This window comes from Pseudomonas sp. FW305-28 (assembly GCF_017351395.1).
Lineage (GTDB): Bacteria > Pseudomonadota > Gammaproteobacteria > Pseudomonadales > Pseudomonadaceae > Aquipseudomonas > Aquipseudomonas fluorescens_AA.
The window spans coordinates 1-12,857 of the sequence record NZ_JACNDD010000177.1; the positions used below are offsets into that span (position 1 = coordinate 1).

The following is a 12,857-nucleotide window of genomic DNA, read 5'->3' on the forward strand; positions in this document are numbered from 1 at the left end:
GGCCAGCGACATCAGGATGCACTGGTTCAGGCCCACCAGCAGCGTGGGTGCGGCGGTCGGCAATTCGATCTTGAACAGAATGTCCTTCGGCGACGCACCGGACGCTTGCCCCAGTTCCAGCAGGTCTTTGGGCAGTTGTTTGAACGCCAGCGTGGTCAGGCGCAGCATCGGCGGAATGCCGTAGACGATGGTGGCGATGATCGCCGGAACACGCCCCAGGCTGAACAGGATCACCGCCGGAATCAGATACACCCAAGGCGGCACGGTCTGCATGATGTTGAGGATTGGCAGAAACGCATCGTCTACGCGCTTGACCCGAGCGGCCAGAACACCCAGCGGGAAGGCAATCGCCACCGAAATCAGCACCGACACGGACACCAGCGCGATGGTCTGCATCGACGCGACCCACAGGCCAGAGAACAGGCAGAACGCCAACATCAACGCCGCGAACACCGCCACACGTTTGGTGGCGAAGATGAACGCGGCAACAAAGACGATGGCGATCATGACGTAGGGATGAGGCGCCAGCAACAGGTGCTCGACCAGCCCCAGCACAGCCTCTACCACTTGGCTGATGGCGACGAACAAACCATGCAGATTGGCGTTGAGCCAGTCCACGACGGGGGCTAGAAACTCACCGGGGGAAAAACGCAGGTCGGCGATGCTCATTGGCTTTCTCCCATACGAGGCCGCGCTGCACTCTGCGCCAGGCGGTCGAGGATCATGGTCAGGATGACGATGGCGATGGCCGCGTTGATCGACTTGGCGATGTCCAGCGTGCGCACCGCGCCGTAGATCGACTCTCCCAGGCCGCCGGAACCGACGATCCCGGCGATCACGACCATGCCGAACGCCATCATCAGGCTCTGGTTGACGCCGGCCATGATGCTGGGCATCGCGAATGGCAGGCGGATCTTGAAGAACATCTGCATCCCGGTCACACCGCTGGCGTCGCCCAGTTCGATGAACTCCTTGGGGGTCATGCGAATGCCCAGCGAAGTCAGGCGCAAGGCCGGTGGCAGCGCGACAATGAAAGTCGCCAACAACGCAGTGGCAGGGCCGTATCCCAACAACGCAATGGCAGGCAGCAGATAAATGTAGGGCGGCATGGTCTGCACCAGGTCCAGACACGGATCGACCACCTGGTCGAATGCAGGCGCGAGCCCCGCGACCACGCCCAACGGGATTGCAACCAACAGCGCCAGAAAGGTCGCGGTGAGGACAAGAGCCAGGGTGCTCACGGTCTCCGGCCACAGCCCGATAAAAGCGCAAAACATCAGTGCCAGCCCCGACAGAATCGCGAAACGAAGGCCGATCAAGCGCCAGCCGATCAGCGCGAACAGCAGCGCAATGACGTAAAACGGCGGCAAGGCGATGCACCAGAGCACGCCTTTGTAGACCGCTGTCAGCGCATCGTTGGCCGCGCTGAACAGGAACTCGCCGTGATCGGCCAGCCACTCCAGGCTGGAATCGATGGCCGAATCGAACTGACTGGAAAAGTCGGGAGTGCTCATGCCGAAGCCTCCAGCGCAGCGGTCGCTGACGAGGCTGAGAATTCATTCGCAATTCCCTGCACACCGCGCAGCAGATCACGAGGCGTGATGATCCCTACGACCACGTCGTTATCGACCACCGCCAACGCATCGCGCTCGGATTTCACGGTCAGGCCAATCAGCTCGTTGATGTCCGCATCGAGCCTGGTCTTGATCAGTCGCGCAATATCACAGCCGGGGTTGGCCGCCTTGAACGGCGCGACCGGGGTCATCACCGAGTGGGCCTTGACCAGATGCAGGCGCGAGATGCCCGCGACGAACTCGGCCACGTAATCATCGGCAGGCTTGAGGACGATTTCTTCGGCGGTACCCACCTGAATGATTACCCCGTCCTTCATGATCGCGATGCGGTCGCCGATGCGGATGGCTTCGTCCAGGTCGTGGGTAATGAACACCGCAGACTTGCCGAGCTCTTTCGTCAGCTGGCGGAACTCGTCCTGTAGCTGGCGGCGGATCAACGGGTCGAGGGCGCTGAACGGCTCGTCCATCAGAATCACTTCCGGGTCGGCAGTGATCGCCCGGGCCAAGCCGACACGTTGCTGCATGCCCCCGGACAACTCGCTGGGGTAACGCTGCGACCATTCGCTCAGGCCCACTTTCGCCAGCGCACGCTCAGCCACCTTGTAGCGCTCGGCCTTGCCGATGCCCTGCACTTCCAGGCCGAACGCGGTGTTTTCCAGCACCGTGCGGTTGGGCAGCAGGGCCACGCTCTGGAAGACCATGCCGATGTGCCGGGCGCGTACTTCGCGCAATTGTGCCGCTGAAAGCGTAGAAAGATCCTTGCCCTTGACCAGGACCTTTCCGGAACTTGGGGTGATCAGCTTGTTGAGCAACCTGATCAGGGTGGATTTGCCACTGCCGGACAATCCCATGATGCAAAAGATCTCTCCACGGCGGACCTGGAGACTGACGTTCGAGACCCCGACCACGCAGCTGTAATCTTGCAGAATCCGGGTCTTGGTAAGCCCCTGCTGAACGACAGCTTGCATCGCGGCAGGTGCGCTTTCCCCAAAGATTTTCCAGACATTCTGGCAATCTACCAGCACTTCGTTAGTGTCAATTTTAGCCGTTGTCATGTCGTAACCCGTCGAGTCAGTTTTGGCTGACTTCTCTCATTGATCAAAAGGCGGCAGTGGCAAAAAAAGCGTTGTGTTTCACTTCTTGACGTTTTCCCAGCGCTTCAACAAATCGGCGTGACTGTCGGTCCAGCCCTTGACGGCCTCATCCATGGTCTTGCCGTCCTTGACCTCGGCGTTCATGGCGGTGATGTCGGCGATAGGCACGTAAACACTGGCCATCAGCTCACGGGCACGTGGATTGCCCTCGGCGAAACCTTTATGGCCGATCCAGTAATAGCCTTGCAGCGGCGGGAAGATGCCTTTGGGGTCTTTCAGAAACTTCAGGTCGAATTTCTTGGTCATCCAGGACGGATCCCACACCGTGACCGCCACCCACTCTTTGCGGTCCACAGCAGACTTCAGCGCGGCGGTCATCGCAGCGGTACTGCCTTCGACCAGTTTCAGCTTGAGGTCATAGGCCTTGACCACGTTGTTGGCATCGCTCATCAAGCCTGACCCTGGCTCGATGCCAATGATCTTGCCGCCGAGCTTGTCTGCGTTGGCATTGAGTTGATCGATCGAATCGATGTCGACATAGCTGGGCACCGCCAGCCCCTGGTACAGACCGAACGAGACCGGCGACAGTTTTTCGAGCCTGTTTTTATTCTTGTTCCAGTAATCGGAGGCGGCGTAATCGGTCTGGGAGGCCAGAACCTGAACATCACCCTTGGTCAGGGCTGCATAGGCAATGCCCCACTCCGAAAACTCCACCACTTTGACCGTGTAGCCAGAGTCCTCGAGCACCTTCTTGGTGATGCCGGTGATGGGGGTCAAGTCCTCCCAGTTCATGGTGCCCATGGTGATGGTTTTCTCTTCGGCGTGAACCGGCAGACTCATCATGCCTGCTACCGCAACCGCACAGACTGCCTTCCAGATTTTCTTCATGGCGTTCCCCGATCTACGTTTATAAAACTGGTTATGGATGTTTAACGAACCTCGGTCTTGCGACTCGACCTCAACCTTCCCGACCGGCCCTAAGTGCCTGCCAGCGAATGACTGAACTGACGCCCAACTGAGTCAACAACTTCGGTGGCAACTTGCTCGGCCCTGGAGCCTGGCTGTAGCGCTGCAAAAACTCCGACTGCGTACCGCTTGCCAACTCGGCGGCCATGACCCCGGCCAGGGTGCTCTTCACCGTGCCCAGACCGTTCTCGCAGCATGCGGCGTAGAGGTTTTCTTCCACTTCGCCAAAGGCTGGCGCGCTGTTGCGGCTCAGGCACAGGCGCCCTGCCCAGCTGAATTCGATGGGTGTCGATTTCAACTCCGGGAAGCGTGCGTCGAGCGAATGCCGTTGTTCTTCGGCCACCGCCGCAACACGCATCGGCGTCACGGTGATGGTCGGGTCGTAGGTGAACTTGGTGCGAATGACGATGCGCGATTGCCCGTTCGAGGTGATCTTGCGCACCGTTGCGCCCATCGGATCGGCGGGCAGCAGCGCCCAGCGGTCGTGACCGGTCACGTTGCGTTTGAATTCGTCGTGGCTGAATCCGGCGGTCATCGAGGCGTAGGTGAAGACGTGCAGCAGCCGCCCCTTGAAATGCCCGAAGTCTTCGATGTGGCCATTGACCGCAAGGATGACTTTCGGCGCCGAGACCCGGCCCTTGTGGGATTTCGCCACCCAGCCGGCCCCGGACTTCGACAGCTCGACAATCGGCGAGCGCTCGTAGAGGCTGATCTTCTGCCCCAGCCCCTGCGCCAGGTCGCGGATGTACTGCGCCGGCTGAATCATCACCGCGCCGGGGGTATACAACCCACCGTGGTAGTAATTCGAGCCGGTGATTTCCAGCATCTGTTTGGCGTCGTACAACTCATGCCGCTCGCCGATCCTCGCCAGGGATTTCGCGTACTTGAGGTTCAGCTTCAAGCCGCGCTCGGTGGCTGCCGCGTTGATCTTCCCGGAGGGGTCGAAGGTCTGCCGCGACATGCCGTACTCAACCGCAGCCTGAGCCGCAAAGTCGATGGCAAAGCGATTCTGTGCGATCTCCTGCGCAGTGGCGGACTCACCGGCCACCGAGTATTCGCCGGAGGACAGGCTGTGGGGCACATCGATCATGAAACCGGAGTTGCGCCCCGCAGGGCCCTTGGCGATTTCATGGGCGTCGACCACCACGATGGTGTCGTCGGGACGTAGCTGGGACAGCCGACGCGCCGCCGACAGACCCGCGAATCCCGCACCGATGATCAGCCAGTCCGCCGACACGTTCCCATCAAGCATTCGCACAGGGGCGGAACGCGTGGAGATCGCCTCCCAGCCTGAAACACCGGTGTCTACCGGCAGCCGCTTGATGGTGTGATCGCTCATTTTACGGTCTCGTCAACCGACCGATCAGACACATCGATCCAGATGGTTTTGATTTCGGTGTACTGGTCGTGGGCGAACACTGACTTGTCGCGACCACCGAAACCGGACTCCTTGTAACCGCCGAACGGCGTCGATGCATCGCCCTCGCCGAAGCAGTTGACAGTGACGATCCCGGCACGGATTTCGCGAGCCAGCTTGATCGCCCGGCGCAGGTTGCCGGTGTACACCGAAGCGGCCAGCCCGTAGTGGGTGTCGTTGGCCAGGGCAATGGCTTCGCAGATCGAGTTGAAGGTCGTGACCGACAGCACCGGGCCGAAAATCTCTTCCTGGAACAGGCGGCTGTCGCGATCCACACCGTCGATTACGGTGGGCTGAATAAAGGCACCGTCATGAGTATCGCCGCCATACACGGCTTCCAGATTGCTCGTGCTGGCGTAATCCAGGTAGGACTTCACTTTCTCGAAATGGTCGCTGCTGACCAGTGCGCCCACGCGATTCTGCGGGTCCAGCGGGTCGCCCATTTTCCACTCGCGGATATAGGCGCCCATGCGCTTGAGCAGTTCGTCTTTGACCGATGCGTGAACCAGCAGGCGCGAAGTCGCCGAGCAGTTCTCGCCCATGTTCCAGAACGCGCCGTTGACCACCTGCTCGGCGACCAGGTCGAGATCCTCGGCGTCGTCCATGACCACGGCCGGGTTCTTGCCGCCACACTCGAGCACTACACGCTTGAGATTGGAATCGGCGGCGTAATGCAGGAAGCGCCGACCGGTTGCGGTTGAGCCGGTAAAGCTCACCATGTCGACATCTTTGTGCAGGCCGAGGGGTTCGCCCACGTCCTTGCCGGTACCCGTGACGATGTTCAGCACGCCAGCGGGCACACCCGCGTCGAAGGCCAGCTCGGCGACACGCAGTGTGGTCAAGGTGGTTTGTTCAGCGGGTTTGACGATCACCGAACAACCGGCGGCCAGCGCAGGGCCGATCTTCCAGGCGAGCATCAACAGCGGGAAGTTCCACGGCAGCACACAGCCCACAACGCCAATCGGCTCGCGCACCACCATGGTCAAGGCATCGTTGCCCACCGGCGCGGTGTGGTCGTAAAGCTTGTCGATCACCTCGGCATGCCAGCGCAGGGTGTGAATGGTGTCTGGCACGTCGACCAGTTGGCATTCACGCACCGGTTTGCCGCTGTCCAGGCTTTCCAGCACCGCCAGTTCATGACGATTCTTTTCCAGCAGCTTGGCGAACTTCAGGAGCACGGCCTTGCGCTCGCCAGGGGGCAGCAGCCTCCAGCGGCCATCTTCGAAGGCTTCCCTGGCTTTGCTGACGGCATAGTCCACGTCTTCGGCAGCACAGGCCGAAACCTCGGTCAAAAGCTCGCCGGTAGCCGGATTGACGGTGGCAAAGGTATTGCCGGAAATCGCAGGCTTGAAGGCGCCATTGATGAAGGCGGTGTTCGGAAACGACATCGACTTTGCGATGGCGGCATATTCGGCCGCAGTCAGAAGATCACGCATTGTTGGCTCCCGAGGTGATGTGGGCGACGGTACGTTTCACGTTGGCGATGACGGTCTGCAGGCTGCGTTTGTCGTCCGAATTGAGCGGACGCAATGGCGCACGTACGTCACCGACTGCGAGCCCGTTCAATTCACAACCGAACTTGATGCACTGCACGAACTTGCCGCCGTCCAGCGCATTCATCAGCGGCATCATCGCGGACATGATCTGGCGGCCCTTATCGAAGTTCTTCTCGACGACACAGGCTTCATATAACGCAACATGCTCTTTTGGCAGAAAGTTGGAACCGGCACACACCCAACTCCTGGCGCCCCAGGCAAAGAACTCGAGTGCCTGGTCATCCCAACCACAAGACAAGGCGATATGGGGAAATTCACGGGCCAATAAATGAACGCGGCCCATATCGCCGGAACTTTCTTTAATGGCTTTTACGTTTTTGGACTTGCCGACCCGAGCGAGGTATTCCTCGTTCATTTGCACACACATGCGACCCGGATAGTTGTACAACATGATCGGCATATTGGCCGCGCGGTCGATGGTCAGCGCGTGGATGGCGTTTTCCTGATCGGTCGGCAGCGCGTAGGGCGGTGTGGTCACCAGGATCGCGTCGGCCTTGATCCGCTTGGCATCCTCGGCAAACAACACCGCGTCTTCGGTGCGAATGGCGCCGGTGCCGATGATCAACTGTACGCGGCTGCCGATGACTTCCCTGGCATGTGCGGCGAGCTTGAGGCGCTCCTCGGCAGTCTGCGCATAATATTCGCCGGTGGAACCGCCAATGATGATCCCGTGCACTTTCGCTTCGATCAGAGATTCGAGAACCTCGGAAAAGACGCGCCAGTCGATTTCACCATCAGGCGTATGCGGCGTGACCGCCGGTGTGTAAATGCCTTCGAATTTCAAGACGATATTCTCCGAATAGGAATGGCCGTGGCGTTTAAAAAGAAACGGCCAATTAACAACAGCAAAACGTACGCGGCCGAAGCCCTGGAACACGAAATAAAGTCCATCTGATTTCCGGGACGTGCCCCGATGTAAAAACAAATAACGCAGGTGTGAGGATGACGTTGACTCAGGATTTAATCCTGAACCTTTATCAACGCAAGAACTTCAATGTTCTTTCGCAATCGCCCAGCGAGACACATTTCCAGACCCACTCAGTACATCGAGCAGGCCGCAGAAAAAACGCTGAAACTTTAGAATACGTTCGGTCGAGACACGGCCTCTACATCAGGCAGACACTGTTCGACACAGGGCAGATGAGCAATCGCTTTAATCAACATAGTCAGACCGTATCTATCTCAATTGGCAGTGACGACGGTTTCTTATTTTCAGCACGTATGGAAGGTCTCCATCGGCTTTTGCACGCCTCGAATCCTCTTGCATCGACCCGAGGATTACTGGCGGCTTGTGTGAAGATTACGTGTCGAACGCGCTTGCCAACAAGAAACCTTTTCACTGGGCAATGCATAAAAAAATGTTATCGATTGGACGCTCAGGATGTCGTTCGCGTCGCGGATGGCCGATTCATTCGAACTGCGACAGCACCCAGTCCCTGAACCGACAACAGGCCTCGTCGTGCTCGCGGTCTTCCCTGAACGTCAGGTAGTGCTGGCTTTCCTTGAGCACAACTTCTTCAGCGACCGGCCGCACCAGCAACCCGTCGTCAATCAGCTTTGTCACCAAGTGGTTCCAGCCAAGAGACACGCCCTGATGGGTCAGCACCATGCTGATGATGAGGTTGTAGTCGTTGGCATTGAGCACGTGAGGGCTGTCGTGCGGGCGCTCGTCAAGATTGACGTTATGGAAGGCGAACCACACATTCCAGTCCACATGTTCCGCCACCTGCGAGCGGCCATAGGGGCTGAGATTGAGCAGCACACCATTGCGCAGCCCTTCCAGGCTCGACAACTCCGGGTGGGCGTCTCGGTATTGCGGGGTACAGACCGGATAGATCACGTCGTGAAACAGCGGATAGCTGCGGTAACCATCCTGAATCCGGGCCATCTTGGTGATGAAAATGTCCGGGCGAATGCCAGGCTCCATCGACAGAAAGTTCTGGGTGGTGATCAGGTTGAGATCAATATCGGGATTCTGGCTGAAAAAGGCAGGCAGTTTCGCCGCCAGCCATAGCGCCGAAAATGCGGGAGAACAGCACAGGGTCAGCACGCGCTTCCCGGCGTTATGGGTGCGGATGCGCTCAGCCGCCTGGGAGATATTTACGAATGACATTTGCGCTGCGTCGAAGAAAATGGCGCCTGCTTCGGTCAACTCGACCGCACGACCTACTCGCCTGAACAGCTCTACGCCAAGGTACGTTTCAAGCTCGCGAATTTGCCGACTGATCGCTGCCTGGGTCACGCACAGCGCCTCTGCGGCACGGGTGAAGCTCTGATATTTGGCGGCTGCCACGAAGGACTTGACGGCCTTGAGAGAAGGCATCTTCAACAACGTCAAATCTGGATCGATGTGCTTGACCATAGCTTTAACGAGTCATCCATTTTGAGAAATAGGCAGATACTGGGAACTGAGATAGAGATCTTCTTACGCTATCGCCCCTCCCCGCATGCGGTACCTATATACCACCCACCCGAACTTTTCCTGAATAGGTTGTACTGCCAACATTCCTCCAGGAAGAAAAGCAGTGCAACACACCTCCCTTACAACGTCCCATGACTTACCGTTCGCCGACAGCGCAGCGCTGCCGGATGCCCCGCTGATCAGCCAGCTCAAGGCGTCGCAGCAACAGATGATCCGCCTGAACGACGCCATCCCAAGGCCTTCCAATGTGATGAGGCAACACCTGGATTATTGGTTCAGGAGAACCTTCCCTGCCTTGGCGGGCAGCATGACGGTGCACGAGCTGTCCGTGCGCACGCTGCGAGAAGAGATGATCGCGCCTGCGCAGCGCACAGCCGATGACCCGGCAACCGGTAAGACGGTGACGGACACCCGCTTGCTCGAGACGCTTTTGCTGCAAGTCGTCGCTGGCAGGATCGATCCGCGGGCGTTCTTCCGTGACCTGGACGACATCGAGATTGTCACCCATCGGGACGGCACCACCGCAGCGCCCGTCGCCCTGAACGAGCGCGCCGCAAAAACTGAAATCAAGCGGCTGATCAGCGCCACGCCGGCGCTCTATGAACGACTGCTCACCCGTGCATTGGATGAGTTCTGGAACAAACCGGCCGACTTCAGCCAGGACCGCAACGTCGGCGACTGGCTGGCGGACGAACTCGCCAGGCAACTAAAAGTCCAGGCCGATCTGCATCGGCTGGACACGACATTGAGCCCGCAGATGCATCAGGCGCTGACCGACCATGCGTTGTCGGCGCCGGACGCAGCGTCTCGCGCACAGTTGGCGGAACGGGTCCGACCCGGGGTGTTCAGCCTGGGGATCACACCCCGCCGGTGGGGCTTCAGCATACCGGTGTCGGGCGCCGTGGCCTTGTCGCGGCATGACAACACCAGCGATTCGGGACATGCCGTGCTGTACCGCCCGGGCCAGCCGTTGCAACTGTACGACACCCTGGTGGCGCTCACGGCCGGCCTGGCTAAAGACGGCAACGCTGGGGATGAAGTCGACATCGCGCCTGTCACCGAGCACTTCCTCGCGCGCCTGGTCACGGAACTGCGGACAGGGCAGAAAACCGCCGTGCGCGATGCCGTGCTGGACGGTCCCGCGACATCGGAAGAAATCACCGCCTGGATGAACAGGGTCGATGCGGCGGCGGACATCGGCCACAAGCTGGACCTGGCGAACGCCATGGAGGAGCGCGAACTGCGGCTAAACCTCAAGAGACTCAATGACTGGCTGCACGGCAACCCGCACGTTACCGCCAGCGATCGCCTGGCATGGTGGGCGGCGACGCGAGCCCTGCACAACGCCCTGACGGATCAGCCCCCGCCGCCGGACCCGGTGACGCTGGCCACCATGGACGCGCTTCGTGACCGGACCCGTCAGTTGCTCGCCGATGTCATCAAGGCGAAATACCCGCCGGTCGACCCTGAGGACGTGTCCCTGAGCATCAGAAGAACCGTGGTCGATCCCCACGCACCGACGGGTAGCTCGCCGTTTGGCTCCGGGGTCTCGCAAGGCAGCGTGAGGGGAATCGTCGATGACCGTCGCTCCCTGACGCAGTGGGCGATGTCCAACCTGACCCAGGACGAACGCCATGCCTCTCACCCAACCGTGGAAGGGCCGCTGAGCTTCGCGCAAATTGTGGACGTCATTGAGAGGGCGAACATCGGCGCCCGGCTCCCGGTCGAGCTGCAACGCGTGGCCCGGGAACAACAGGCGCAGTGGATGGCCCTGAAAGCGCAACAGATGCGCGCCCAAGTGTGGGCCGCGCATATTTCGGGAGACTTGCGGCACGACCGGGACAATACCGGCTTGAAGCTGGTGCTGGCCGCACTGGACGGCCCGACCGCAGCGGCGCGCGACAAGGTCAACGGGCACGAGGTGGTGGTCCGCCAACTGCAATGGGGCGACAGCGTGCTGAGGGAAGTGCTGGCGTTTGGGGTGAAGGCGACGGCCAGCCGCCCTTCGTTGACGCTTTACACACCAGGCGCCCCCGACGGAAAGACGTTCAGGGACGTGGATGCACCAAGCGCGCGGGCGTTGGAAACAACCTTGGTGCAAACACTCACTGCCACGTCGGAGATGACCCGTTGGCTCATTTCGCACCTGCCGCTGCTCGAACAGGCCAAGCAACTTGCCAGCATGGCACCGACCTCGGAGGACCTGGCGCTCGAGGAAAAAATCAAGAAAGTCACACAGTCTGTCTTCGCGTGGGCCCAGGACAGGGCACAGGACGATTTCGCGAAGACCATCGCTTCGCCCATCGTCGAGGGGGATGTGTTCAAAGCGTTGCATGAGACGCAAATCGCCCATGGGCTCAAGACGGCAGACATGTTGACGGTGACCCATGCCGAGCGCGACAGCACCTACGCCCAAGAGGGACGCCGCAGCGCCGTCATGCTGCTGACGGGGGCGATGTCGATGTTCCCGGCAGGCCGGCTGGGGGGCCTGCTGGGACGCGCGATCCTGCCGACCATGGCCGGCGGTGCCGCGGTGTCGGCGATAGACGATGAAAACGGCAGCCTGCAGCAGTGGACCCTTGATTTTATCGGCGGGCTGGGAGAGGTCATCGCCGAGGCGGGGCAGGACTTGATCATGGCCCGCGCCGGACGCCGTCGCAGACAAGCACGCCCGGCGCTATCGGCGCTCCCCCCCATGACGGCCCCGGAGCTGGAGCCGTACCGGCTCAAAGGGTTCGACGGCCACGGATTGATCCACGAGGGTCGCCACCGGTACCGGGATGCAAGCGGGCAAGGCTACTTGATGCTGGAGAACGGCTATTACAAGACGGCGGTCCAGGCAGGCGAGCAAATCATCTACGCGCCCGACAACCGCTCCAACCAACGGACTGTCATTTGGGAGAATGATCGTTGGCAGGTTGAAGAACGACAGCGCCTACGCGGAGGCGGCGCGCTCCAGAGCCTGCTCAGACGAGCCCCGCAGACGCCGCGAGAGCGAACGTTCAATGCATTGGTGGAAGGGGTGCTGGTCAACAATCGCTACCCCACCCTCGAAGCCGTCAACACGGCAAAGGAGATTTTCCACACCATGCCTGACGCGCTGCTCGAACGCATACTCGACGAAAGCATGGCCGACATAGACGCGCTCGACCTCAACGCCTATCTCTCGAAAATAAGGGACCTGACCCAGGGCCGGGGCAATCTGTCCCGGCATCAGGCCACCCACGACGATCTGCTGGACAAGATGAACACTTGGCGAATCGTGACCCTTAGCTATAAGGACATCGAAGCCAACGCGCCTGACGTCGAACTGAGCGAAACACAAAAGATAAAAATATATGACACGATCATTTCGCACAAAAACGTGTTCTTTACCGAAGATCGAATCCAGGTGCACACCACCATCATCACGGACAACCTGACCGGCGCAGTCTTCATGACCTTCACGCCTCATAAAGGCCGGAAAAGAGTGGCCATGGACAAGATATCCAAAGACACCGGGGCCATGTTGCACGCCGTGGAAGCCAAATTGAATGCCAAGGCCCAGGCGTTATATCCGGGGGATGGCCCGCAAGCGCAGGCCGCCCGAGGAAACTACATGGTTTCGGAGGATTACTACAACGAGATGATCGCTGCGCTTCGGGAAGAGAAGCAGCGCATGCACAAGCCTGGCCTGTTGACGGAAATCAGGAACAATCGCGTGCCTTATCTCATTGTCAACAAAGGCAAGACCCAGCGAAATACCATGCTGCTCACCAGCGAAGACATTACAAACTTCACCAGTTCGCTCGCAAACTATGAACCCTTCGACATCGAAATCGTTACACA

9 protein-coding genes are annotated in these 12,857 nt (G+C 59.7%); 1 reads left to right on the plus strand and 8 read right to left on the minus strand.

The window, feature by feature from the left end; translation table 11 throughout:
• The 8 genes from J4E53_RS27025 to J4E53_RS27060 all read right to left on the minus strand — a co-directional run.
• A partial coding sequence (locus J4E53_RS27025) for a proline/glycine betaine ABC transporter permease (protein ID WP_207268224.1) occupies positions 1-669 on the minus strand: 669 nt, incomplete at its 3' end.
• A complete protein-coding gene (locus J4E53_RS27030; protein ID WP_060739530.1) occupies positions 666-1,514 on the minus strand; it encodes a proline/glycine betaine ABC transporter permease in 849 nt (282 codons plus the stop codon). The genes J4E53_RS27025 and J4E53_RS27030, both read right to left, overlap by 4 nt.
• Entirely contained in the window at positions 1,511-2,629 is a 1,119-nt protein-coding gene (locus J4E53_RS27035) for a glycine betaine/L-proline ABC transporter ATP-binding protein (RefSeq protein WP_060739531.1), read from the minus strand. Before J4E53_RS27035 ends, J4E53_RS27030 begins: the two co-directional genes overlap by 4 nt.
• 78 nt (positions 2,630-2,707) lie before the next feature.
• Positions 2,708-3,556: a glycine betaine ABC transporter substrate-binding protein gene (locus J4E53_RS27040; RefSeq protein WP_060739532.1), complete on the minus strand. Its 849-nt coding sequence runs from the start codon at positions 3,554-3,556 to the stop codon at positions 2,708-2,710.
• Positions 3,557-3,626: 70 nt separating this feature from the next.
• Positions 3,627-4,973 (minus strand): FAD-binding oxidoreductase, encoded by a 1,347-nt coding sequence (locus tag J4E53_RS27045; protein WP_060739533.1) that lies wholly within the window; start codon positions 4,971-4,973, stop codon positions 3,627-3,629.
• A complete protein-coding gene (locus J4E53_RS27050) occupies positions 4,970-6,487 on the minus strand; it encodes an aldehyde dehydrogenase (protein WP_103310908.1) in 1,518 nt (505 codons plus the stop codon). The genes J4E53_RS27045 and J4E53_RS27050 overlap by 4 nt, the downstream gene beginning before the upstream one ends.
• Positions 6,480-7,391, minus strand: coding sequence for a dihydrodipicolinate synthase family protein (locus J4E53_RS27055; RefSeq protein ID WP_060739535.1), 912 nt, complete (start codon positions 7,389-7,391; stop codon positions 6,480-6,482). The genes J4E53_RS27050 and J4E53_RS27055 overlap by 8 nt, the downstream gene beginning before the upstream one ends.
• A gap of 624 nt (positions 7,392-8,015) precedes the next feature.
• Positions 8,016-8,969, minus strand: a complete 954-nt coding sequence (locus tag J4E53_RS27060; RefSeq protein ID WP_060739536.1) for a LysR family transcriptional regulator — start codon at positions 8,967-8,969, stop codon at positions 8,016-8,018.
• Between the two features lie 163 nt (positions 8,970-9,132).
• On the opposite strand from J4E53_RS27060, the gene J4E53_RS27065 reads away from it, so the two are divergent.
• Positions 9,133-12,857 (plus strand): dermonecrotic toxin domain-containing protein (locus J4E53_RS27065; RefSeq protein WP_207268225.1); only part of this gene is annotated, 3,725 nt, incomplete at its 3' end.

What these genes read in the sequence shown, in the direction of transcription:
- J4E53_RS27035 (WP_060739531.1), bottom strand. Translation starts at nt 2,629, where the DNA reads ATGACAACGGCTAAAATTGACACTAACGAAGTGCTGGTAGATTGCCAG.
- J4E53_RS27030 (WP_060739530.1), bottom strand. Translation starts at nt 1,514, where the DNA reads ATGAGCACTCCCGACTTTTCCAGTCAGTTCGATTCGGCCATCGATTCC.
- J4E53_RS27050 (WP_103310908.1), bottom strand. Translation starts at nt 6,487, where the DNA reads ATGCGTGATCTTCTGACTGCGGCCGAATATGCCGCCATCGCAAAGTCG.
- J4E53_RS27040 (WP_060739532.1), bottom strand. Translation starts at nt 3,556, where the DNA reads ATGAAGAAAATCTGGAAGGCAGTCTGTGCGGTTGCGGTAGCAGGCATG.
- J4E53_RS27060 (WP_060739536.1), bottom strand. Translation starts at nt 8,969, where the DNA reads ATGGTCAAGCACATCGATCCAGATTTGACGTTGTTGAAGATGCCTTCT.
- J4E53_RS27045 (WP_060739533.1), bottom strand. Translation starts at nt 4,973, where the DNA reads ATGAGCGATCACACCATCAAGCGGCTGCCGGTAGACACCGGTGTTTCA.